Origin of the sequence: Streptomyces yokosukanensis, assembly GCF_001514035.1 — a bacterium.
Classification (GTDB): Bacteria; Actinomycetota; Actinomycetes; order Streptomycetales; family Streptomycetaceae; genus Streptomyces; species Streptomyces yokosukanensis.
The window spans coordinates 1-23928 of the sequence record NZ_KQ948216.1; the positions used below are offsets into that span (position 1 = coordinate 1).

Sequence of the window (23928 nt, forward strand, 5' to 3'; positions counted from 1 at the left end):
CACTGCCCCCGTACGTCCGCTCCGCCTGTTCGGACCGACCTCCACTCGGATCCGACCATCATATGAAACGGCTTATGCGGAGTCAGAAACAGTCAGGCAACAAGTCGCCCCCGGGTGCGGGGTCCGCCATAGCTCGGGGCCGAGTCGGCGTCCATGTCCGCCGAGGCGTTGCCGTGGGCCCGTACGTCCCGTTCGGCTGTCTCCCGGGCCTCCCGGGAGACGGTGTCGGCTCGCGCGGCGTCTGCCGTGGCCAGTGCCCGTACCGCAGCTGCCAGCTGGGACCGGGCTTGCGGCCCCACCGCCGCCCGGTGCACCGTGACGAAGTCCTCCGCCCCGGCGACGGAACTCCGGGCCGTGAGCCACGCGGCGGCGTCCAGCACGCCGGAACCGCCCACCTCCAGGCGCTCGACGGCCCGGGTGATCCGGCGCAGGGCGTCCAACGGGTCGTACGGGCCCGAGGTCAGCTCCTCCCGTACGGCGGCCAGCACCCCGACCGCGTGCGCGAGCCGCGCGTGCTGTTCGCCGATGGTCAGCGGTGTCCGCGTCCGCCCCTGCCGGGCCTCCGCCAGCTTCGCCTCCGCGCCGGTCAGCGCGGCCGGTACCAGGTCCGCCGCCTCCCGCAGCTCCACCGCGAGGCGTTCCACCGCGCCGACCAGCACCGCGGCCTGGGCCACCGCCGCCTCGCCCGCCCGCAGCCGGCCCGCGGCCTCCGCCGTCCCGTCCGCGCCGTCCGACTCGCCCGCGCCGCCCGCACTGTCCGCGCTATCGGTCCTGTCCATCTTGTCCGCCTCGTCCATGTCGGCCGCCTGGCGGGCCTCGTTGAGGCGTGAGGTGGCGAACACCAGCCGGTCCTTGGCCTGTTCGAGCCAGCCGGTGACCGGCTCGGCGGCCGAGTGGGCGTACCGGTCGTGAAGCGCCGCCAGTGTGTCCTGCGCGGTGACCGTCTCGGCCGTCAGATCGCGAAAGCGGGTCTCGGCGATCTCCAGGGCCGGGCGCAGGCCGGCGCCGGCCAGGTCGCGGAGACGGTCCAGGGCCGGCGCCTCCGCGTCCAGTCGGCGCCCCGCCTCCGCGCACCGGCCGACCACCCCCACCAGTGCCTGGCGGCGGGCCACCGGATCCTGCGGCATTCCCTCCTCGTACCGCCGCCAGATCGCGTACGCGGCCGCCAGTTCGGTCTCGGCGGCCCGCAGGGCATGGACGAAGGGCTCGGTCCCGGTGTCCGTGAACCTCGCCTGGACGAAGGAGAGTTCCTCCCGGCTCGTGCGTACGCAGTCGTCGGCCAGGACCAGCGCCGCCCGGGCCTGGCGCTCGGAGTCGGCCGGGGTGGGGGTCGGCGGGGCGGCGGAGACGGTGCCGGGGGTCGTGCGGGTGCGGGCACGGCGGGTGCGGCGCAGATAGCCGTACCCGGCCAGCCCCACGGCCGCCACCAGCGCCACGAGGGGCAGCACCAGGTCCGCGGTGGACGTCCCGCCCTGCTGAGCGGCGGAGGCGGCGGAGGTGGCGGGGCCGGTGGCCGCGGTGGGAGCGCTCGCAGCCGTGACGACCGCCGCCACCGGAACCGGATCTTGCGCACCGACCGTCATCACCGGCAACACCAGCCCCCCTGTCCCGACCACGGCACCCAGCAGGGCATGCGTCACCCACACCCATATGTGCGCCGTGGCGCGCCGGGGTCGGCCGCGGATCCGGGAGGACGTCACATTTCGGAGCGTATGGGCAGGTAGACGCCTTCGCGAGCGGGACGGATACGGGTGGGGGACGAGACGGACAGGGGGTCAGGAATGGACGACAGGGGAATGGCCGAGGGAGGAAGGGCCGAGGGAGGAAGGGTCGAAGAGGGGGCGGTCGTCGAAAGCGAAGGCGACGGCGAGGGCGACGGCGAGGGCGAAGGTGAGCGCGAAGGCGACGCCGAGGCGACGAAGAGCCATCGGTGGCGCCACTGGTCCGGGCGCCGCCGCCTGCGCCGCACCGTCGCCGCCGCCCTCCTCGCCCTGCTCCTTCCCCTCCTCACCGCCGAAACAGCCCTCCGCGTCAACTACACCGGCACTCCGAAACCCGGCACCACCACCCGCCACCAGGACGCCCTGTGGCTCGGTCACGCCTGGGTCGACGGTCGCAAGAGCGAGCGCGACGTCCAGGCACTCGCCCGCCGCCTGAAGGACACCGGTGTCCGGGACCTGTACATCCACTCCGGCCCGCTGGAACACGACGGCACGCTGCCCGACTCCGCCTACCCGAAGGCCCGTTGGCTGATACCGGCCCTGCACCGTGCGGCGCCCGGCGTCCGTGTGCAGGCCTGGCTGGGTGACAAGCTGGCCTCCGAGGGGCCCGAGGGGATGCGTCTGGACCGTTCCGCCACCCGCGCCGCGATCCTCGCCTCCACCCGCCGCGTGCTCGCCGCCGGTTTCGAGGGGGTCCACTTCGACCTGGAGCCGCTGCACTCCGGCGACCGCGACTACCTCGCCCTCCTCGACGACCTGCGCGTCCTCACCCACGCCCGGCACGCCGTCCTCTCCGTCGCCGCCCACCAGATCGACCCGCTGCCCGCGTTCCACTCCTTCTGGGGCGCGACCACCGGTCACCCCAAGTGGTGGTCGCAGTCCTTCTTCGGGCAGGTGGCCCGCCGGGTGGACCAGATCGCCGTCATGTCGTACGACACCATGCAGCCGCTGCAGAGCCTGTACGGCGGCTACGTGGCCCAGCAGACGAGCCTCGCCCTGGAGGTCACCCCGGACACCACCGACCTGCTCATGGGGCTGCCCTTCTACCACGAGAACCGCTTCGGCCACTGGGCCCACGCGGAGACCGTCCCGGCCGCCGTACGCGGTGTCCGCCTCGGCCTGTCCCGCACCGACGCCGACCGTGTCCGCTTCGGTGTCGCCCTGTACGTCGACTTCGCGGCGACGGAGGCGGACTGGCGGGCCTACGAGGAAGACTGGGTCCGGTGAACGGGCTCCCTGGGGAAGACTGAGGCCGGTGCCCGAGACCCGACAGCCCCGGACCGTCGCCGACCTCGCCCCCCCTCGCCCGTGCCGCCTTCGGCCCGCGCCGCACGCTGAGCGCCCTCACCCGGCTGCGCGGCGGCTCCCACGCACGTCTCACGGCGGCGGGGGTCCGCACCCCGCGCCTGCTCCACATGGACCTGGAGGCCGGCGCGGCCGTCGTCGAGGACCTGACCGGCGGCAGTCTGGAGCAGGCCCTGCGGCGGGACCCGCAGGCGGCCGGCCCGGCGCTGCGACAGCCCGCCGAGGCCCTGCACGCCCTGCGCGGGTGCCGTTCCGCCGCCCATGGGCATGTGCGGGGCCGTGGCCGTCGTCACGGAGTGGGTGCCGCCGTTCGCCCGTCGGCGGGTGCTGCGGCCACGGCTGTGGGGGTACGGGACGCTGGTGAGCGCGGTCGGGTTCGCCCTGTTCATGTTCCTCGGGCCGCTCGCCGACGCGGGGCTGGACGTGCTTCCCGCCACCGGGTGGTGCCTGTGGATGGCGGGAATGGCGGTCCAGTACCTCGGCCGGCGTCCGGGCCGCACCGCTACGAGGACCGCCTCCTGATCTTCGAGCCGAGCCAGACCAGCGGGTCGTACTTGCGGTCGACCGCCCGTTCCTTCATCGGGATCAGGGCGTTGTCCGTGATGTGGATGCCCTCGGGGCAGACCTCTGTGCAGCACTTGGTGATGTTGCAGTAGCCGAGGCCGTGGTCGTCCTGGGCCGTGCGCCCCCGGTCCAGGCCGGATTCCGCCGCCGCGTCCAGGGGGTGCATGTCGAGTTCGGCGATCCGCATCAGGAAGCGCGGGCCCGCGAACGCGGCCTTGTTCTCCTCGTGGTCGCGCACCACATGGCAGGTGTCCTGGCACAGGAAGCACTCGATGCACTTGCGGAACTCCTGCGAGCGGTCCACGTCCTCCTGCGCCATCCGGTACTGCCCGGGGCCGAGTCCGGCCGGCGGTACGAACGCCGGAACCTCCCTGGCCTTCTGGTAGTTGAAACCGACGTCGGTCACCAGGTCCCGGACCACCGGGAAGGCGCGCAGCGGGGTGACCGTGATCGTCTCGGCGCGGTCGAAGACCGACATACGGGTCATGCACATCAGCCGGGGACGGCCGTTGATCTCCGCCGAGCAGGAGCCGCACTTGCCGGCCTTGCAGTTCCAGCGCACGGCCAGATCGGGCGCCTGGGTGGCCTGGAGGCGGTGGACGATGTCCAGGACCACTTCGCCGTCGTTGACCTCGACCGTGAAGTCCTCGAGGCCACCGCCCCGCACATCACCCCGCCACACCTTGAAACGGGCCTCGTAGCTGGTCACTCGTACAGCTCCTCTTCGGCGAGGTACTTGACCAGCTCCTCCTTCTCGAAGAGGGCGAGCAGGTCCGGGCGGATGGGGTCGGTGCTCTCCCGGGAGAGGCGGATCTGGCCGCGGCCGGGGTCGGTCACCGCGAGGCCGCCGGTGGGGTCGGCGAGCGTGCAGAGCAGGTTCACATTGCGCCAGGCGCGGTCCATCGTCGGATGGTCCTCGCGGGTGTGGCCGCCACGTGACTCGGTGCGCTCCAGCGCGGCCCGCGCCACGCACTCGCTGACCAGCAGCATGTTCCTCAGGTCGAGGGCGAGGTGCCAGCCCGGGTTGAACTGGCGATGGCCCTCGACGCCGGCCCGGCGGGCGCGCACCCGCAGCTCGCCGAGCCTGTGCAGGGCCTGCTCCATCTCGCCCTCGCGGCGGATGATGCCGACCAGGTCGTTCATGGTCTGCTGGAGTTCCTGGTGCAGGGTGTACGGGTTCTCGGACGGCCCCGCCACGCCCTCCCGCTCGGTCTCCGCGGAGAAGGGGCGCAGAGCCTCGGCGGCGGCCGTGTCGACCTGGGCGTCGGCCACCGGCGGGCGCTGCCCGGCGAGCCCCTGCGCGTGCTCCGCCGCGTGCCAGCCCGCGCGGCGCCCGAACACCAGCAGGTCCGACAGGGAGTTGCCGCCGAGCCGGTTGGAGCCGTGCATGCCGCCGGCCACCTCACCGGCGGCGAACAGCCCCGGCACCCCGCGCGCCGCCGCCGTGTCGGAGTCGACCGCGATCCCGCCCATCACGTAGTGGCAGGTCGGCCCGACCTCCATCGCCTCCGCCGTGATGTCGACGTCCGCCAGCTCCTTGAACTGGTGGTACATGGAGGGCAGTCGGCGCCGGATCACCTCGGCGGGCATCCGGGTGGACACGTCCAGGAAGACCCCGCCGTGCGGGGAGCCGCGGCCCGCCTTCACCTCGGAGTTGATGGCGCGGGCCACCTCGTCGCGGGGGAGCAGCTCCGGTGGCCGGCGGTTGTGCTCCGGGTCCTCGTACCACCGGTCGGCCTCCTCCTCCGACTCGGCGTACTTCTCCTTGAAGACGTCCGGGACGTAGTCGAACATGAACCGCTTGCCGTCGGAGTTCCGCAGGACCCCGCCGTCGCCGCGCACCGACTCGGTGACGAGGATGCCCTTCACCGACGGCGGCCAGACCATGCCCGTCGGATGGAACTGCACGAACTCCATGTTCAGCAGCTGCGCTCCGGCCAGCAGCGCCAGCGCGTGGCCGTCGCCCGTGTACTCCCAGGAGTTCGAGGTGACCTTGAAGGACTTGCCGATGCCGCCGGTCGCGACCACGACCGAGGGGGCCTGGAGGACGAAGAAGCGGCCCGTCTCGCGCTCGTAGGCGAAGACACCGCAGACGCGGTCGCCGTTCTTCAGGATCCTGGTGACCGTGCACTCCTGGAAGACCTTCAGACGGGACTCGTAGTCCCCGGTCTCCTCGAAGTCCTGCTGCTGGAGGGCGACGATCTTCTGCTGGAGGGTGCGGATCAGCTCCAGGCCCGTACGGTCGCCGACGTGGGCGAGGCGCGGGTACTCGTGGCCGCCGAAGTTGCGCTGCGAGATCCGGCCGTCCTTCGTACGGTCGAACAGCGCGCCCCAGGTCTCCAGCTCCCACACCCGGTCCGGGGCCTCCTGCGCATGCAGTTCGGCCATCCGCCACTGGTTGAGGAACTTGCCGCCACGCATGGTGTCGCGGAAGTGGACCTGCCAGTTGTCGTGCTCGTTGGCGTTGGCCATGGCCGCGGCGATGCCTCCCTCGGCCATCACCGTGTGCGCCTTGCCGAACAGCGACTTGCAGATCACCGCCGTACGGGCGCCCCGCTCGCGCGCCTCGATCGCGGCCCGCAACCCGGCGCCGCCGGCACCGACCACGACGACGTCCCACTCCTGCCGGTCGACCACGGACATCAATCAGTCCTCACTTGACTCACTAGAAGAAGCGCGGATCGTCGAAGACCCCGGACGCGACGAGATAGACGTAGAAGTCGGCGAGCGCCACGCTCAGCAGCGACGCCCAGGCCAGCTGCATGTGGCGGGCGTTCAGGCGGCCGACGAACTGCCACGCCTTGTAGCGCACGGGGTGTTTGGAGAAGTGCTTGAGCTTGCCGCCGACGATGTGTCGGCAGGAGTGGCAGGAGAGCGTGTACGCCCAGATCAGGGTGATGTTGACCAGGAAGACCACCGTGCCGAGGCCCATATGGCCCCAGCGGTAGTGGGTGTCCCGGAAGGACAGCACGGTGTCGTAGGACAACACGCCGGCGACCAGCAGGGCGGCGTAGAAGAAGTACCGGTGGACGTTCTGCAGGATCAGCGGGAAGCGCGTCTCACCGGTGTACTTCTTGTGCGGTTCGGCCACCGCGCAGGCGGGCGGGGACGCCCAGAAGCTGCGGTAGTACGCCTTGCGGTAGTAGTAGCAGGTCAGCCGGAAGCCGAGCGGGAAGATCAGGATGATGACGGCGGGGGAGATGCCCCACCAGCTGCCGAAGAGATCGGCGTTCGGGCCGGCGTGCATGGTCCGGCAGTTCTGCGCCAGGCACGGCGAGTAGAACGGCGAGACGTACGGCGCCGCGTAGTAGTGCGCGTTGGAGAAGGCCCGCCAGGTCGAGTAGACGACGAAGGCGAACAGACCGGCCGCGGTGACGGCGGGCGCCAGCCACCAGCGGTCGGTCCGCAGATGCGGGGCGGCGATCGCGGCGCGCGTACCGGTCCGTACGCCGCCGCTGTTCTGTTGGGGTTCCGTACCAGTGGCCAAGGGTTGACTCCGGTCGGTTCGGGTTGATTCAGGGTGCGCGGCGGTCCCGGGCGCCCAGGCCCTCGTCGTCCGAGTCCGTCCACAGGCTGATGTCGTACGGCGTGTCGGAGATGGTGACGAGTTCGGGTCGGCGGGGCGCGTCCGGGGCGGCGGCCGCCTCGCGCAGCAGCGCCAGGCTCTCGCGCAGATGGTCGGCGTCCAGCCGGACGCGGCGTATCTCCAGACCACCGCTGCCGATCCGGTGCTCCAGACGGCCCAGCGACCGGTACAGATCGTCGAGAGAGCGCTGGACCGAGGTGATGTCGTCGTGTACGGACATGACTTGCCCTCACTTCCGCGGGTCCGGCGGGCCCTGGGCAGCAACGTTCATGCGCCTTGGAGTGTTGCGCTTCGCACCTGCCGATGTGAAGGCATGTGCAGCGATTGGCGGAGGCGTACGGATGCACCACCGGTTGTGTTGCGCCACACGGGTGGGGTTACCACCCGTTGTCGTCGTGTCGCCCGCTGTCGCCGGATCCTTTCCTCTTCAGTGGGCCGCATAGATCTGATCAGCTCCATATACCGCCAAACGTGATCATAACGCTCGCGGCTTCCCGGAGGTAGCAGAGATGTCCCACGACGGCGTCGGCCCTCACCCGGCCACGGTCGGGCAGCGCCCCGAAGAAGCCCGGGGAACTGTGCGACCAGCCACGGCGGCGCCGCCCGCGCTCGACGGCACGTCGCGGCGCCACCGGCGTAGCGTCCTGCGCTCGGTCACCCTCCTCGCCGCGGGCGTGCTCGCCGTGCCGTCCCTCGCCGGCTGCGGCTCGGACGAGGACCAGGCGGGCAAGCCCCTCGCCGGGCCGGAGGTCGTCCCGGTCGGCCGGGACGTCGTCACCGACGGCGGGACCCTGAAGTGGGCCGTCGACGCCCTGCCCGAGACCCTCAACGCCTTCCAGGCCGACGCCGACGCCGGTACCAACCGCATCGCCCAGGCCGTACTGCCGTCTCTGTTCCGGCAGGACGCCGAGGGCCGGCCGGTGCCCAACCCGGCCTACCTGGAGTCGGCCAAGGTCATCGAGACCGAGCCGCGCCAGGTCGTGCAGTACAAGCTGAACCAGCAGGCCGTCTGGAGCGACGGCCAGGAGATCGGCGCCGCCGACTTCCTCGCCCAGTGGCGCGCCCTGTCCGGCCAGAACACCGCCTACTGGACCGCCCGCAACGCCGGCTACGACCGCATCGAGAAGATCGAGCGCGGCGCCAGCGACCTGGAGGTCCGGGTCACCTTCTCGCGCCCCTACGCCGACTGGAAGTCGCTGTTCTCGCCGCTGTACCCGAAGGACGTCATGGGCACCCCGGACGCCTTCAACGACGTGGCCCGCCGCAAGCTGAAGGTGACCGCCGGACCGTTCACGGTGGGCAAGATCGACACTGCCCGGAAGGACGTCGTCCTCACCCGCAACCCGCGCTGGTGGGGCAAGCCCGCCAAGCTGTCCGAACTGGTGCTGCACGCCGTACCCCGCGACAAGCGGGCCGAGGCGCTCGCCGCCGGCGCCGTGGACGTGGCCGACGTCGACCCCGGCGACGTCCAGCGGATCGGGCTCGCCGTCCGTGGCACCGCGAGTCCGCTGCAGGGCGCCGGCCGGACGTCCGTGAAGAAGCTGCGCGCCTGGGCGCTCGCGCACGACGTCGGCGCCGACGCGGCCAAGGCCGGCGGGGAGAAGCTGCGCAAGGCCATCGCCGCGTACCTGGACGAGCAGCTGGCACTGCGCGGCGTCGAGGTCCGCAAGTCGCTGGAGCCCGCCTACACCCAGCTCGCCCTCAACGGCGCCGAGGGCCCCCTCGCCGACGAGCGCGTGCGCCGTGCGGTCGCCCGCGCCCTGGACCGCAAGGAGCTGGCCAGGCTGGTGCTCACCCCGCTGGGCCTGCCCGCCGTCCCGGTCGGCAGCCATCTCGCCCTGTCCGGGCAGGCCGCCTACGCCGACAGCAGCGGCGCGGTCGGCGGCCCGGACACCAAGTCGGCCCAGGCGCTGCTCGCCGACGCCGGCTGGGTGCCCGGAGGCCCGATCAGAGAAGTGAAGAAGAAGGGCGGGAAGGCCGCCGGGCCGGAGAGCGACCACGAGGGGCGGCAGGGCAAGGCGAGCAAGTCCGACGGCGGCAGGGACGGCGAGTACATCGTCGGCGAGGACGACAACAGCGGGGACGGGAGCAGCGGGGACGGCAAGAACGCGGACGGCAAGAACGCGGACGGCAGGAGCGGGGACGACCGGCCCGGGGACAGCGAGCCCGGGGAAGGCACGGCCGAGGGCCGGGGCGACAGGCAGGGGGGCGCCCCCGGCGCCTACGCCCCCAAGGGCACGGCCGCGCCGGCCGCCGCACCGGCGGCCCCGCTCGCCAAGGACGGCAAGGCGCTCGCGCTGCGCTTCGTGCTTCCGTCCGGCCCCGGCTCCGAGACGCTGAACTCCGTCGCCGAGCGGATCTCGGCCATGCTGCAGCGGCTCGGCATCCGGACGACGATCACCAAAGTCTCGGACGAGAGCTACTTCAAGGATCACATCGCCTCCGGCGACTACGACCTCGCGCTGTACTCGTGGCCGTCCTCCGCGTTCCCGGCGACCGACGACCGGCCGGTCTTCGCGAAGCCGGTACCGGCCGCGGACGGCTCGGTGAACGTCGAGCAGAACTACACACGGGTGGGGACCGACCAGGTCGACCAGCTCTTCGACCAGGCCGCGGCGACGCTGGACGAGGACGAGGCGGTCTCGCTGATCCGCAAGGCGGACGCGCGGATCTGGGCGGCGGCGGGGTCGATTCCGCTGTATCAGCGGCCTCAGCTGGTGGCGGTGCGAAAGAATCTCGTCAACGTCGGCGCCTTCGGATTCCAGACGCCGGTCTACGAGGACATGGGGTTCTTGAAGAAGGGCGCGAAGGTCTCCGCCAGCCCGCAGGGGTAGCCGAGAACCGGCCCAGCGAGCCCCACTCAGCAAGGCCACGTAACATGGGGTGAGGCCGTGGCGTGTCAAGCCCGGCAGGCCCGCGTCACACGGACGTACGCAGCAGGGCCTTCTCACCACTCTGGGAGTTCGCCGCACTATGGCCACGCGCCACGACATCCGCAACGTTGCCATCGTCGCTCACGTCGACCACGGCAAGACCACCATCGTCGACGGCATGCTCAAGCAGGCCGGCGCGTTCGCCGCCCACCAGCTCGAAGGCGTCGACGACCGCATGATGGACTCGAACGACCTGGAGCGTGAGAAGGGCATCACGATCCTGGCCAAGAACACGGCGGTGAAGTACCACCCCAAGGATGGCGGCGACCCGATCACGATCAACATCATCGACACCCCGGGCCACGCCGACTTCGGCGGCGAGGTCGAGCGCGGGCTGTCGATGGTCGACGGCGTGGTGCTCCTCGTCGACGCCTCCGAGGGCCCGCTGCCGCAGACCCGCTTCGTGCTGCGCAAGGCGCTCCAGCAGCGTCTGCCCGTCATCCTGTGCATCAACAAGACGGACCGCCCGGACTCCCGGATCGACGAGGTCGTCAACGAGACGTACGACCTCTTCCTCGACCTGGACGCCGACGAGGACCAGATCGAGTTCCCGATCGTCTACGCCTGCGGCCGTGACGGCGTCGCCTCGCTGACGAAGCCGGACGACGGCACCGTCCCGGCCGACTCCACCAGCCTGGAGCCGTTCTTCTCCACGATCCTGGAGCACATCCCGGCCCCGACCTACGACGAGGACGCCCCGCTCCAGGCCCACGTCACCAACCTGGACGCCGACAACTTCCTCGGCCGTATCGCGCTGCTCCGTGTCGAGCAGGGCGAGCTGCGCAAGGGCCAGACGGTCGCCTGGATCAAGCGTGACGGCACCGTCAGCAACGTGCGCATCTCCGAGCTGATGATGACCGAGGCGCTCACCCGCAAGCCGGCCGAGATGGCCGGCCCGGGTGACATCTGCGCCGTCGCGGGTATCGCGGACATCATGATCGGCGAGACCCTCGCCGACACCGAGAACCCGATCCCGCTGCCGCTGATCACGGTCGACGAGCCCGCGATCTCCATGACCATCGGCACCAACACCTCGCCGCTGGTCGGCCGTGGCGGCACCGGCAAGGGCGCCGACAACAAGGCGGCCGTCAAGGACCGCAAGGTCACCGCCCGCCAGGTCAAGGACCGCCTCGACCGCGAGCTGATCGGTAACGTCAGCCTCCGGGTCCTGGACACCGAGCGCCCCGACGCCTGGGAGGTGCAGGGCCGCGGTGAGCTGGCGCTGGCCATCCTGGTCGAGCAGATGCGCCGCGAGGGCTTCGAGCTGACCATCGGCAAGCCCCAGGTGGTCACCAAGGATGTCGACGGCAAGACGTACGAGCCCGTCGAGCGCATGACGGTCGACGTGCCCGAGGAGCACATGGGCGCGGTCACGCAGCTCATGGGTGTTCGCAAGGGCCGGATGGACAACATGTCGAACCACGGCTCCGGCTGGGTCCGCATGGAGTTCGTCGTGCCGTCCCGCGGTCTGATCGGCTTCCGGACCGAGTTCCTGACCCAGACCCGCGGCACCGGCATCGGCCACTCGATCCACGAGGGCTTCGAGCCCTGGTTCGGCACCCTGCAGACGCGTAACAACGGCTCGCTGGTCGCCGACCGCTCCGGTGCCGTCACCGCCTTTGCGATGACGAACCTCCAGGAGCGCGGTGTGCTCTTCACGGAGCCGGGCACCGAGGTGTACGAGGGCATGATCGTCGGCGAGAACTCCCGCTCCGACGACATGGACGTCAACATCACCAAGGAGAAGAAGCTTACGAACATGCGGTCTTCGTCGGCCGACTCGTTCGAGGCGATCGTCCCGCCGCGCAAGCTCTCCCTGGAGCAGTCGCTGGAGTTCTGCCGCGACGACGAGTGTGTCGAGGTGACCCCGGAGGCCGTTCGCATCCGCAAGGTGAACCTGGACGCCCGCGAGCGGGCCCGCGCCGCGAGCCGCGCCAAGCACGGCTGATCCATCGGCAGTTGAGCCCGGGCGCCCCCATCTTGGGGGTGTCCGGGCTTTTTGCAACCCATTTTCTGGAAGCCCATGTCCGACATGCGGAGATCGTTGCCCGATACCCATGTAACAAGTCCGTTTCGCGCCTTCTTCCGTCGAACAGTTTGTCCAGATTTTGGAAGATGTAGCCGCAAGCCGTGACTGAATTGAGATCTACCGGCAGTGGTCGGTGGTCGACCCATGGCAGATAGTTAGCCGCACAGCGCTCGGGTCAATGGGTCTCGCACTGTGGGGACAGTGCGCCGACTCACGAGCACCAGGGGGTGTCTGCCTCTCCGTCAGGGGTGTCGGAGGGAAGACGGAAGCCCCTTCCAGATGGTGAACACGTGAAGTCATGAGGAGGGAATCCCAGCAACTACGCGCGTCCGACTGCGGTCACGCGCGTTCTCGGAGTACGCGGGTACCTCTCACACTCATATCTTGAAACGGACGAACCGTGACAAGTCCTATCGACATTGAGGGCGGCGGGACTTCGGTCGTCGTCGACGGCGAACCAGGGCCGGAGGCGAAGGGCGAAGCCGTCAAGCTCGAGGGCCGGTCCCCCGGCCAGCTGATGTGGGTGCGCTTCAAGCGCGACCGCACGGGCGTGATCTCGGCCTACGTCGTGGGCTTCTTCTTCCTGATCGGGGTTCTCGCCCCGCTGATATCCAAGCTGTACGGCAAGAACCCGTACACAGTGTACGCGGACGAGCGACCGGAACTCTTCGACAGCGCCGGCGTTCCCGTGCAGCCCAACGGCGGTATCAGCAGCGAGTTCTGGTTCGGCCTCGAACCCGGCAACGGCTACGACGTCTTCACCAAGCTGATCTACGGCATCCGCACCTCGCTGATGATCTCGGTGGCCGTCACCCTCGCCGTCGTCGTGACCGGCATCCTGCTCGGCGTCGCGGCCGGCTACATCGGCGGCAGGACGGACTACTTCATCGGCCGGCTCATCGACTTCCTGCTGGCCTTCCCTGCCCAGCTGTTCTTCATCGCGAGCATGCCGGTCGTGGTCTCCCTGTTCGTCAGTCCCCGTGACGAGACGCCCACCTACGTCCGGGTGGTGGCCCTGATCCTCGTCCAGTGGGTCCTGGGCTGGATGGGCCTCGGCCGTATCCTGCGCGGCACCGCACTCGCCCTGCGGGAGCGGGAGTTCATCGAGGCGGCCAAGGTCAGCGGGGCCTCGCCGTGGCGGATCATCCGCAAGGAGATCCTGCCGAACATCGTCACCCCGCTGCTGGTGCAGTCGACGTACATGCTGCCCAACTTCGTGACGGCCGAGGCCGGTCTGTCGTACCTGGGTGTCGGCATCGTCGAACCGACGCCGGACTGGGGGCAGATGTTCTCCAAGGCCTCCACCGAGCTGGTGATGCAGAACGACATCACCTACATGTTCTTCCCCGGCGTCTCGATGATCATCTTCGTCGTCGCGTTCAACCTGTTCGGGGACTCGGTCAGAGACGCCTTCGATCCCAAGACCGCGCGCTGACCGCAGTACGTCAACCACACGAAACGTCAGTTTTCAAGGATGGGTGGGAATTTCGTGATGAGTAGGGGCGGACGCCACGCACACGCCACGCTCACCGTGCTCGCCGTCGGAGCCCTCGTGCTCACCGGTTGCAGCAAGGGCGGCAGCGACTCAGGCACCAACGGCAAGAAGGACCAGCAGGACGCCAAGCGACAGCAGGCGTTGATCAAGTTCGGCAGTGCGGCCGACTCCACCGGCCCGGCGGCGCCCGTGCCCGGCGCCAAGTCCGGCGGTGCGATGGAGGTGCTGCAGCGGGACTCGTACGCACACCTCGACCCGGGCCAGATCTACGTCTCGGACATGATGTCCGTCGCACAGCTGCTGCACAGAGGCCTGACCGGCTACAAGGCCACGAGCGACGACGGCCACCAGCACGAGGTGGTCGGCGACCTCGCCACCGACTCCGGCACCACCACCGACGGCGGCAAGACCTGGAAGTACACGCTCAAGGACGGCATCAAGTTCGCGGACGGCACGCCGATCACGTCCACGGACATACGCCACACCTTCGAGCGGCTCTTCGCGCCGTTCATCAACCAGGGCCCCACCTACATCCAGCAGTGGCTCGCGAACACCTCCGGCGCCGCCTACCGCAAGCTGCTGCCGGACGGGCCGTACAAGGGCAAGCACCTGCCCGACTCCGTCCTGCAGACCCCGGACGAGAAGACGATCGTCTTCCACTTCAAGACCCCGCACCCCGACCTGCCGTACGCGCTGGCCATGGCCGGCTACTCCGCGGTCTCGGAGAAGGGCGACACGAAGGAGAAGTACGACAAGAACCCGCTTGTGACCGGCCCGTACAAGATCCAGTCCTTCAAGTCCGGCAAGTCGATGGTGCTGGTCAAGAACACCAACTGGGACCCGAAGACGGACCCGATCCGGCACCAGTACGTGGACCAGTTCAACATCACGTTCAACCAGCAGTTCGAGACGTCGACGAAGGCCCTGCTCGCCGACAGCGGCGCCGACCGGACCGGCCTCAGCTTCAACAACCAGGTCGACGCGGGCAACCTCTCCCAGGTCCTCAAGGACCCGAAGATGAAGTCCCGCACGGTCTCCGGCTATCAGCCGTACGTCGGTCAGATGAACATCAACATGAGCCACAAGGCCATGCAGGACAAGACGGTCCGCGAGGCCATCGCCTACGCGCTGCCCATCACCCCGTTCGTGCGCGCCTACGGCGGCACCGACGCCATGGAGGTCGCGGGCGGCCTGATCTCCCCGACCGTCTCCGGCTACGACCCCTCCTTCGACCCGTGGGGCAAGAAGAAGAACCCCGCCGGTGACCCGGCGAAGGCGCAGGCGCTGCTGAAGAAGGCCGGCAAGCTCAACATGAAGCTGACCTTCGGCTACATCAACACCCCCGAGGGCCAGCAGTACTCCACCGCCATGGCGGCGGGCCTGAAGAAGGCCGGCTTCGACGTCCAGCGCCAGGAGATCCCGGCCGAGACCTACTACGACCAGGTCTCCAAGCTGAACAACACCTACGACATCTTCCACACCGCGTGGGGTGCCGACTGGCCGTCCTCCTCGACCGTGATCCCGCCGCTGTACGACGGCCGGGTGATCGCCGACGGCGCGCAGAACTACTCCCAGGTCAACGACCCGAAGATCAACAGCGAGATCGACCGGATCAACAAGATCACCGACCCGGTCAAGGCGGCGGCCGAGTGGGAGAAGCTCGACGAGTACATCGTGAAGGACAGCGTCAACGTCGTCCCGACCGCGTACTACAAGCAGAGCCAGATCGCCGGTTCCAAGGTCGGCGGCCTCGTCTACGACGACGTGATCGGCGGCGTCGACCCGCGTCGCCTCTTCATCAAGTAACCGTCCCCGTCCGGTACCCGGCGCACCTCCGCGGAAGGGGGGCGCCGGGCACGGCCCAGGCCGCCGACGTCTGAGAGCTGCCCTGTCATGCTGCGCTTCCTCGTGCGCCGGTTCATCGGTGCCGTCGTCATTCTGTTCCTGCTGAGCATGGTCACGTTCGTGCTGTTCTTCGGGGTGCCCCGGGACCCGGCGCTGCTGATGTGCGGCAAGACCTGCAACCCGGACAGCATCGCGAACATCCACCATGTGCTCGGCCTGGACAAACCCATCACCGAGCAGTACGGGATCTTCCTGCACAACCTCGTCATGGGCAGCGACCAGTTCGCCCAGGGACCCTGCCCCGCCCCCTGCTTCGGGTACTCGTACCACACCAACGAGGCAGTCTGGGGCACCCTGATGGACCGGCTGCCCACCACGGTCTCCCTCACCCTGGGCGCCGCCGTGTGCTTCCTGCTCGTCGGCCTCGGCACCGGGCTGCTCGCCGCCTGGCGGCGCGGCACGCTGATCGACAAGACGGCCACCGCGGGCGCCATGGTCATCAGTGCCCTGCAGATCTACTTCCTCGGCCCGCTGGCCCTGGCGATCCTCGTCTACCAGACCCACTGGTTCGACAAGCCCGCCTACAACCCGGTCAGCCAGTCCCCGGTCAGCTGGTTCACCGGCCTGATCATCCCCTGGGTGGTGCTGTCCACGATCTTCGCCGCGCAGTACACCCGTATGGCGCGGTCCTCGATGATCGAACAGCTCCAGGAGGAACACGTGCGCACCGCCCGCGCCAAGGGCATGTCCAGGGCGTACGTCTTCTTCCGCTACGCCTGGCGCGGCTCGCTGATCCCGATCGTCACCATCTTCGGCATCGACCTCGGCTCGCTGTTCGGCGGCGCCATCATCACCGAGTACACCTTCTCCCTGCCGGGACTCGGTCAACTCGCCGTCCAGTCCGTCTTCTTCAGCGATCTGCCGCTGCTGCTCGGCGTGATGCTCTTCTCCGCCAGCATGATCCTGCTGTTCAACATCATCGTCGACGCCCTGTACGCCTTCATCGACCCGCGCGTACGGCTGTCCTAGGAGCACTGTCGTGACCACTCTGACCAAGGAAGCCGGTGCTCCGACCCCGGCCGGCGCCGGTCCCCTGCTCTCGGTGCGGGACCTGCACGTCAGCTTCAAGACCGAGGACGGCATCGTACGGGCCGTGGACGGGCTCTCCTTCGATCTGGAGCGCGGCAGGACGCTCGGCATCGTGGGGGAGTCCGGCTCGGGCAAGTCGGTGACCAATCTGACCATCCTCGGCCTGCACAACCCCATGTTCACCACGGTCGAGGGCGAGATCCTGCTCGACGGGCGGGAGTTGACGACCGCGCGCGAGTCCGAGCTGGAGAAGCTGCGCGGCAACAAGGTCGCCATGATCTTCCAGGACCCGCTCACCGCGCTCTCCCCCTACTACACCGTCGGCCGGCAGATCGCCGAGCCGTACATGAAGCACAACGGGGCCTCGAAGAAGGAGGCCTGGCAGCGTGCCGTGGAGATGCTCGGCAAGGTGGGCATCCCGAACCCCGTGGAGCGGGCGAAGGACTATCCGCACCAGTTCTCCGGCGGTATGCGCCAGCGCGCGATGATCGCCATGGCGCTGGTCTGCGACCCCGACCTGCTCATCGCCGACGAACCGACGACGGCCCTCGACGTGACGGTCCAGGCGCAGATCCTCGATCTGCTCAAGGACCTGCAACAGGAGTTCGGATCCGGCATCATCTTCATCACCCACGACCTGGGGGTGATCGCCGACATGGCCGACGACATCATGGTGATGTACGCGGGCGGTGCGGTGGAGCGGGGCACCACCGGCGAGGTGCTGCGCGCGCCCCGGCACCCGTACACCTGGGGCCTGCTGAACTCGATGCCGCGCCTGGACTCCGACCTCGGCGCCCCGCTGTCCCCGATCCCCGGCTCCCCGCCCTCGCTGCTCACCCCGCCGTCCGGCTGCCGCTTCCATCCCCGCTGCACCTTCCAGGACCGGGTCGAAGGCACGGGCCGCTGTGTGCGCGAGCGCCCGCTGCTGGCACCCGACCGCGCGTCGGCCTGCCATCTCACCGCGGACCAGAAGCGGACCATCTTCATCGAGGAGATCAAGCCCCGACTGGGCTAGTGGTCACGTCACCGTCACCGTCACTGTCACCGTCATCAGTCGTCCTAGGAGGACAACGTCATGACCGAGGACATCGTCCTCCCGGCCTCGCGCGAGAAGAACGCCGGCGTGGACGGGGAACCGCTGCTTCAGGTCTCGAAACTGACCAAGCACTTCCCCGTCAAGGGCGGCTTCCCGATCCGCCGGACGATCGGCGCGGTGCAGGCCGTGGACGGCATCGACATCACCGTGCACGCCGGGGAGAGCTTCGGCCTGGTCGGCGAGTCGGGCTGCGGGAAGTCGACCACGGGCCGGCTGATCACGCGTCTGCTGCAGCCGACGACCGGGACGATCTCGTACCGCGGCCAGGACATCAGCCACGCGAACCGCAAGCAGCTGGCGCCGATCCGCTCCGAGATCCAGATGATCTTCCAGGACCCGTACTCGTCGCTGAACCCGCGGCAGACGGTCGGCAAGATCATCTCCGGCCCGATGGAGATCAACGACATCAACCCGGAGGGCGGCCGCGAGAAGCGCGTCCGCGAACTCCTGGAGATCGTCGGCCTCAACCCGGAGCACTACAACCGCTTCCCGCACGAGTTCTCCGGCGGCCAGCGTCAACGTATCGGTGTGGCACGGGCGTTGGCCCTTGAGCCGAAGCTGATCGTGGCGGACGAGCCGGTCTCGGCGCTCGACGTCTCCATCCAGGCCCAGGTCGTCAACCTCCTCCAGAAGGTCCAGAAGGAACTCGGCATCGCGTTCCTCTTCATCGCCCACGACCTCGCGGTCGTACGGCACTTCTCGCAGCGCGTGGCCGTGATGTACCTCGGCAAGATCATCGAGGTCGGCGACCGCGACTCCATCTACACCCGGCCGCGCCACCCGTACACCCACGCCCTGCTGTCCGCCGTCCCCGAGGTGAACCTCACGGACGAGGACTCGGCCGGCGCCCGCGAGCGCATCCGCCTGGCCGGCGACGTCCCCTCACCCATCTCACCGCCCTCCGGCTGCCGCTTCCGCACCCGCTGCTGGAAGGCCCAGGACAAGTGCGCGGCGCAGGAGCCGCCACTGATCCAGATCTCCGGCAACCGCGCGGACCATCTGACGGCCTGCCACTTCCCGGAGGAGCCGACGATCGAGGGCCGGGACGAGGACATCGTGCTGGATCCGGCACTGGCGGCGCTGGAGGAGGGGCAGGCGGAGTAGGGGCCGAGAAGAGGGTTGGCGGGTTGGCGGAGCGGTGGGACCGGAGTCGGGGCATCAGCGGCGTTCGTACACCGTCACGCGCCGACCGCGGACCTGCTGGTCCGCCACCACGGTGAAGTGACGCCTCAGCACGTCGCTCTTCGTCCCGTCCCGTCGTGATGCTCGGACCGAAGCAGCTGAAGAGGCCGTGCATCAGCAGGTAGTAGAGCCCGGCCGCGCCAACCAGAGCGGGCTTCAGCTTCTCGAACCGTGCGATGTGCACGCCCTCGCCGAGCCGTGGCCGGGCATGCCGGGAATCTACCCCGGCGAGAAGGATCAAGGGCGAGTGATCAGCGGGTGTTCACCGTCACGGGCGCCGGAGGCAACCCTGCGGCACCCCCTAGGTCCGCCGGGCCACCGAGATGATCTCGGGGCTGGTGGGGGTGAGGGGCGTCCGTCGCCAGTCCCCGTACTGCTCCACGACGGTGAGACCGGACTCGGCCAGAAGGTTCGAGAGTGCCTCCGGCGCCAGGAAACGCAGGACGCTGTGGCAGACCCGAGGGACCGGCCAGTGTTCCCCGACGTAGGTCTCCGTGAACCGCACCCGGCCCCCGCGCAGCCCATTGCCCTGCACCTCGTGCCATACCCGTACCGGGGTGCCGTCGGCGGCGGTGATCTCGTGTACGCGCTCCGGGGTCCACCGCTCCCAGGCGCGGGCGGCCGGGTTGCGGGTCTCGAACACGAACCGTCCACCGGTGCCGAGAGCCGCGCGGACCGCGCGCAGGCAGCTCCGGATCTCCTCGTCCCCGACCAGCTCCTGGAACGCGTGCCCCGTCATGACGGCGAGGTCGAACTCGCCGTCCCACCGCCGCACTTGTGTGTCCCCGAGCACCCAGTCGACATCCGGCCGGGCCCGGCGGGCCTGTACGAGCATGGCGGCGGCCGGATCGAGCCCCATCAGCCGGCCCCGGTGCCCCTCCGCCCGGGCCCGCTGCAGCAGCCGCCCGGTGCCGCACCCGATGTCCAGCACTGAGCGGGCCTCCCGCACCAGACCGAGGTAGAAGTCGTCACCCGGTCCCCAGGGGTTGAGGCTGTCGTAGAGCGCGGCGAGCGTGAGATCGGTGAACGAATGATCTACCACCGCGGCAGTCTGACACACGATGCTGAACGGTGTGTCAGGTTCCGGTGCACTTCTTGAGGCTCTCTCAACTCTTGCTGGAACACACAGACTTCAGGGCCTGGATGGAGGGGGCGAAGGCGGCGAGGGGGAAGGTGAGGGTGGCGCTGGTGGGGGACTTTGAGTCGCGGATGGTTATGTGGGTGTCGAGGTCCGCGACTTCGACACATGCGTTGCCCTCGCCACCGCCGGAGTAGGACGACTTCCGCGGGTGGAGGGACCTGATGACCGCGATCCAGTACTTCTGGCGACACCCGCTGGCCGAGCAGGTACGCGAAGAAGGCCGGGAAGAGGGCCGGGAAGAGGGCCGCGTCCAAAAGAGCCGTGAGATGGTCCTCCATGTCCTGGAGTGGCGCGGTATCCCGGTTCCCGACTCTGTCCGTGAGTGTGTCGAAGCCTGCACGGACCCCGGCCAGCTGGAGGTCTGGGCCCAGCGCGCCGTGCGCGCCACGAACGCGGCGGAGTTGTTCGACACGGAGTGAGTGCGGGGCCGTTGGGCCACTCGCTTATCGGTCGGTGTCGGGCTTCCGCGAGGTGAGTCAAGGGCGCTTCCGTTCCGCTGCGCAAGCGAGCGAGCGAGCGGACCGCAAGGGTGATGGGCCTGGCCGGTACCGGGCTCTGAGGCAGCCGTTGTCCCGGCGCCGGGCGGTGGCGGCCGGGCGGGGGTGGGATTGGCAGGTTTGGGCCGGGGGGTGGGCGCCGGGGCGTGCCCTGGACGTGGCGCAGGTCTGCCAATCGTGACCGGATGGGGTGCCGGTGTCAGGCCGAAGGCCCGCGTCCGGGAAGACGCGGGCCTTCTTTCCCTGGAGCGGACGTTCAGGGGCTCGGGTCAATGGGCCGGTGAAAGTCCGTTCCGCGAGGGGCGGCTGACGGAAAAGGGGTGTGTCAGGCCGCTGCCTCGGGGTCCTTGGAGAGGCGGGGGGCCGGGACCGACTCCGTCGCCTCCGGGTAGTGGCACGCCGTGAGGTGGCCGGGCTTGTTGCCGTCCACCTGCACCAGCGGGGGTGCCTCCGACGCGCACTTCTCCATCGCCTTCCAGCAGCGGGTGCGGAAGCGGCAGCCGGAGGGCGGGTTGATGGGAGAGGGCACGTCGCCGGCCAGGCGGATGCGCTCGCGGGGCTCCGCGTCCACCGTGGCCTCGGGCACGGCGGAGAGCAGGGCCCGGGTGTAGGGGTGGCGCGGGTTGTTGTACAGGTCGTCGCGGTCGGCGATCTCGACGATCTTGCCGAGGTACATCACGGCCACGCGCTGCGAGAAGTGGCGGACGATCGCCAGGTCGTGGGCGATGAAGACGAAGGCGATGCCCAGTTCCTTCTGTACCTTCTGGAGGAGGTTGACGACCTGGGCCTGGATGGAGACGTCGAGCGCCGAGACCGGTTCGTCGGCGACGATGAGCTTCGGTTCCAGGGCGAGGGCGCGGGCCACGCCGATGCGCTGGCGCTGGCCGCCGGAGAACTCGTGCGGGAAGCGGTTGTAGTGCTCCGGGTTGAGGCCGACGATCTCCAGGAGTTCGCGGACGCGCTTCTCGCGGCCGCCCTCCGGGTTGATGTCGTTGATCTCCATCGGGCCGGAGATGATCTTGCCGACCGTCTGCCGCGGGTTCAGCGAGGCGTACGGGTCCTGGAAGATCATCTGGATCTCGGAGCGGATCGGCGCCAGCTGCTTGCGGTTCGCGTGGGTGATGTCCTGGCCGCGGTAGGTGACCTTGCCGCCGGTCGGTTCGAGGAGGCGGGTGATCAGCCGGCCGGTGGTCGACTTGCCGCAGCCCGACTCGCCGACGAGGCCGAGGCTCTCGCCCTCGGCGACCTGGAAGTCCAGGCCGTCCACGGCCTGCACCGCGCCGACCGTGCGGCGGATCGGGAAGCCGCCCTTGATCGGGAAGTGCTTTGTGAGCCCGGAGACGTCCAGGAGGGGGTTCGTGTTGCTCATGGTCGTGAAGTCCCGTCTGGTTTCCGTCAGTTGTGCCGGGTTGCGGCGAAGTCGGCGAAGAGGTCCCGCTTCTGGTCGGAGGTGAGGTGGCAGGCGGAGCCTCGGCCTTCGGTCACCTCGAGCTTCGGCTGCTCGGACGAGCACAGGCCGCCGGAGACCTTCTCGGCGAACGCGCAGCGCGGGTGGAAGCGGCAGCCGGTCGGCGGGTTGAGCAGCGAGGGCGGGGAGCCGGGGATGGGGGACAGCGGCACGTCGACCGGGCCGTCCAGGCTCGGCATCGAGTTCAGCAGGCCCAGGGTGTAGGGGTGGTCCGGGGCGCTCAGCACCTGCTTCTTGGTGCCGCGCTCCACGCACCGGCCGCCGTACATCACCAGCACGTCGTCCGCGATGTCGGCGATGACGCCGAGGTCGTGGGTGATGAAGATGATGGCGGTGCCGAACTCCTGCTGGAGGTCCTTGAGCAGGTCCATGATCTGGGCCTGGACCGTCACGTCGAGGGCCGTGGTCGGCTCGTCGGCGATCAGCAGCTCGGGGTCGCAGACCAGCGCCATGGCGATCATCGCGCGCTGGCGCATACCGCCCGAGAACTGGTGCGGGTAGTCGTCCACGCGGACGTCGGGCTGCGGGATGCCGACGCGGCGCAGCATCTCGATCGCACGGTCCCGGGCCTCCTTCTTGGAGGAGCCGGTGTGCTTGCGGTACGTCTCGGCGATCTGTGCGCCGATGGTGTGGTACGGCGAGAGAGAGGCCAACGCGTCCTGGAAGATCATGGACATCTTGTTGCCGCGGAGCTTCTCCAGCTCGGTCTCGCTGGCGCTGATCAGCTCCTTGCCGTCGAGCACGATCTCGCCGTCCATCGTGGTGTTCCGCGGGTCGTGCAGACCGAGGATCGCCATGTTGGTGACGGACTTGCCGGAGCCGGACTCGCCGACGATGCCGAGGGTCTTGCCCTTCTCCAGGTCGAAGGAGAGGCCGTCGACGGCCTTGACGACGCCGTCCTCGGTGGAGAAGTGGACCTTGAGGTCGCGCAGGGAGAGGAAGGGGGTGCTCATGATTCGCTCTCCTTACGCGAGGCGCACGCGCGGGTCGATGAGGGCGTACACCGCGTCGACGATGATGTTGAAGATGACGATTGCGGCCGCCGCGACGAGGACGACACCCAGCAGCATCGGCAGGTCGTTGGTGCCGACCGCCTTCACCGAGAGCCGGCCGATGCCCTGGAGGCTGAAGGTCGACTCGGTGATGATCGCGCCGCCGAGCAGCACGCCCAGGTCCAGGCCGAAGATGGTGATGATCGGGCCCATCGCACCGCGCCAGGCGAAGCGGAAGAACACCGTCCGGCGGGAGAGGCCCTTGGCGCGGGCCGTGCGGACGTAGTCCTCGCTGAGCGACTCGACCATCTGGGAGCGCGTCATACGGGTGTAGTTGGCGGTGAAGATCAGCGACAGCACCAGCCACGGCACCAGCAGACCGGTGAACCACTTGCCCGGGTCGTCGGTGAACGGCGTGTAGTTGGCCCGGTCCAGCAGATGCCACTGGTCCACGAGGAAGTACGTGGCGAGGACGCCGACGACGTAGATCTGCATCGAGGACGCGATCAGCGAGGCGGAGCTGGCGATCTTGTCCAGGGGCTTGCCCTGCTTCACGGCGGCGAGCATGCCGGTGCCGACACCGAAGATCAGGAAGACCACGGCGCTGCCGAGGGCGAGGGAGAGCGTGGTCGGGAAGCGGTCCTCGATGGTGGCGAGTACCGGCTCGCGGTTCTGGAACGAGTAGCCGAGGCACGGCGCGTCGCAGTGTCCGAAGGAGGCGTAGTCGCGCCCCACGAACATGCCCTTGAGCCAGTCCCAGTACTGCACGGGGAGCGAGTGGTCGATCCCCAGGTTCTTCTTCACCAGGGCCAGGGTCTCGGGGGTGCAGACCTTGCCGCACGCGATGCGGGCGGGGTCACGCGGAGCGGCGTAGAACAGGACGAACACCAGGGCGCTGATGATCAGCAGGATCACAGCGGCGCCGAGGGTCCGGCGGATGAGGAAGCGGAGCATGGCAGTTGGGTTTTCCTGACGGATGCCGGAG

19 protein-coding genes and 1 pseudogene are annotated in these 23928 nt (G+C 69.3%); 10 read left to right on the forward strand and 10 right to left on the reverse strand.

The window, feature by feature from the left end; all coding sequences use genetic code 11:
• Positions 1-92: 92 nt before the first annotated feature.
• Complete coding sequence (locus AQI95_RS26065) at positions 93-1700, reverse strand: hypothetical protein (protein WP_244188855.1); 1608 nt, start codon at positions 1698-1700, stop codon at positions 93-95.
• Between the two features lie 81 nt (positions 1701-1781).
• Here AQI95_RS26065 and AQI95_RS26070 point away from each other — a divergent pair, with 81 nt between their 5' ends.
• Positions 1782-2948 carry a glycoside hydrolase family 18 protein gene (locus AQI95_RS26070; protein ID WP_244188856.1) on the forward strand — a complete coding sequence of 389 codons (1167 nt, stop codon included), beginning with the start codon at positions 1782-1784 and terminating at the stop codon, positions 2946-2948.
• Between the two features lie 357 nt (positions 2949-3305).
• Positions 3306-3548, forward strand: coding sequence for a hypothetical protein (locus tag AQI95_RS47455; RefSeq protein WP_159056586.1), 243 nt, complete (start codon positions 3306-3308; stop codon positions 3546-3548).
• On the opposite strand, the gene AQI95_RS26080 is transcribed toward AQI95_RS47455, so the two are convergent.
• Genes AQI95_RS26080 through AQI95_RS26095 form a run of 4 tightly spaced genes read right to left on the reverse strand, consistent with a single transcriptional unit; the run spans position 3529 to position 7396 of the window.
• Positions 3529-4299 carry a succinate dehydrogenase/fumarate reductase iron-sulfur subunit gene (locus tag AQI95_RS26080; protein ID WP_067128632.1) on the reverse strand — a complete coding sequence of 257 codons (771 nt, stop codon included), beginning with the start codon at positions 4297-4299 and terminating at the stop codon, positions 3529-3531. The two genes, AQI95_RS47455 and AQI95_RS26080, sit on opposite strands and share 20 nt — an antisense overlap.
• On the reverse strand, positions 4296-6233 hold the full coding sequence (locus AQI95_RS26085; protein ID WP_067128635.1) for a fumarate reductase/succinate dehydrogenase flavoprotein subunit: 1938 nt from the start codon (positions 6231-6233) through the stop codon (positions 4296-4298). The genes AQI95_RS26080 and AQI95_RS26085 overlap by 4 nt, the downstream gene beginning before the upstream one ends.
• 22 nt (positions 6234-6255) lie before the next feature.
• A complete protein-coding gene (locus tag AQI95_RS26090) occupies positions 6256-7077 on the reverse strand; it encodes a hypothetical protein (RefSeq protein ID WP_067128638.1) in 822 nt (273 codons plus the stop codon).
• 28 nt (positions 7078-7105) lie between these two features.
• Positions 7106-7396, reverse strand: coding sequence for a hypothetical protein (locus tag AQI95_RS26095; RefSeq protein ID WP_067128641.1), 291 nt, complete (start codon positions 7394-7396; stop codon positions 7106-7108).
• A 358-nt stretch (positions 7397-7754) separates the two neighbouring features.
• Here AQI95_RS26095 and AQI95_RS26100 point away from each other — a divergent pair, with 358 nt between their 5' ends.
• The 7 genes from AQI95_RS26100 to AQI95_RS26130 all read left to right on the forward strand — a co-directional run bounded on the left by AQI95_RS26100 (position 7755) and on the right by AQI95_RS26130 (position 18767).
• Positions 7755-10010: an ABC transporter family substrate-binding protein gene (locus AQI95_RS26100; RefSeq protein WP_244188857.1), complete on the forward strand. Its 2256-nt coding sequence runs from the start codon at positions 7755-7757 to the stop codon at positions 10008-10010.
• Between the two features lie 139 nt (positions 10011-10149).
• Positions 10150-12057 carry a translational GTPase TypA gene (gene typA / locus AQI95_RS26105; RefSeq protein ID WP_067128648.1) on the forward strand — a complete coding sequence of 636 codons (1908 nt, stop codon included), beginning with the start codon at positions 10150-10152 and terminating at the stop codon, positions 12055-12057.
• 481 nt (positions 12058-12538) lie between these two features.
• Positions 12539-13573 carry an ABC transporter permease gene (locus AQI95_RS26110; protein ID WP_067128651.1) on the forward strand — a complete coding sequence of 345 codons (1035 nt, stop codon included), beginning with the start codon at positions 12539-12541 and terminating at the stop codon, positions 13571-13573.
• A 57-nt stretch (positions 13574-13630) separates the two neighbouring features.
• Positions 13631-15439: an ABC transporter substrate-binding protein gene (locus AQI95_RS26115; protein ID WP_067128654.1), complete on the forward strand. Its 1809-nt coding sequence runs from the start codon at positions 13631-13633 to the stop codon at positions 15437-15439.
• A gap of 87 nt (positions 15440-15526) precedes the next feature.
• Complete coding sequence (locus tag AQI95_RS26120) at positions 15527-16507, forward strand: ABC transporter permease (RefSeq protein WP_067128656.1); 981 nt, start codon at positions 15527-15529, stop codon at positions 16505-16507.
• Positions 16508-16517: 10 nt separating this feature from the next.
• On the forward strand, positions 16518-17582 hold the full coding sequence (locus AQI95_RS26125) for an ABC transporter ATP-binding protein (RefSeq protein ID WP_067128660.1): 1065 nt from the start codon (positions 16518-16520) through the stop codon (positions 17580-17582).
• 60 nt (positions 17583-17642) lie between these two features.
• Entirely contained in the window at positions 17643-18767 is a 1125-nt protein-coding gene (locus AQI95_RS26130) for an ABC transporter ATP-binding protein (protein ID WP_067128664.1), read from the forward strand.
• Positions 18768-19146: 379 nt separating this feature from the next.
• On the opposite strand, the gene AQI95_RS26135 is transcribed toward AQI95_RS26130, so the two are convergent.
• Together AQI95_RS26135 and AQI95_RS45220 are read right to left on the reverse strand one after the other, a co-directional pair.
• Positions 19147-19887, reverse strand: a complete 741-nt coding sequence (locus tag AQI95_RS26135; protein ID WP_067128667.1) for a class I SAM-dependent methyltransferase — start codon at positions 19885-19887, stop codon at positions 19147-19149.
• Between the two features lie 64 nt (positions 19888-19951).
• A complete protein-coding gene (locus AQI95_RS45220) occupies positions 19952-20254 on the reverse strand; it encodes a DUF397 domain-containing protein (protein ID WP_425264904.1) in 303 nt (100 codons plus the stop codon).
• On the opposite strand from AQI95_RS45220, the pseudogene AQI95_RS26145 reads away from it, so the two are divergent.
• Positions 20136-20405, forward strand: a pseudogene (locus AQI95_RS26145) (hypothetical protein); the annotation flags it as partial. The gene AQI95_RS45220 and the pseudogene AQI95_RS26145 overlap by 119 nt on opposite strands.
• Before the next feature lie 403 nt (positions 20406-20808).
• Here AQI95_RS26145 and AQI95_RS26150 read toward each other — a convergent pair.
• The 3 genes from AQI95_RS26150 to AQI95_RS26160 are packed head-to-tail and all read right to left on the reverse strand — an operon-like array spanning position 20809 to position 23897.
• Positions 20809-21852, reverse strand: coding sequence for an ABC transporter ATP-binding protein (locus AQI95_RS26150; RefSeq protein WP_067128676.1), 1044 nt, complete (start codon positions 21850-21852; stop codon positions 20809-20811).
• Between the two features lie 26 nt (positions 21853-21878).
• The gene (locus AQI95_RS26155) at positions 21879-22904 is read right to left on the reverse strand and encodes an ABC transporter ATP-binding protein (protein ID WP_107121746.1); all 1026 of its coding nucleotides are present in this window, start codon (positions 22902-22904) and stop codon (positions 21879-21881) included.
• 12 nt (positions 22905-22916) lie between these two features.
• The gene (locus AQI95_RS26160) at positions 22917-23897 is read right to left on the reverse strand and encodes an ABC transporter permease (RefSeq protein WP_067128681.1); all 981 of its coding nucleotides are present in this window, start codon (positions 23895-23897) and stop codon (positions 22917-22919) included.
• Positions 23898-23928 lie beyond the last annotated feature (31 nt).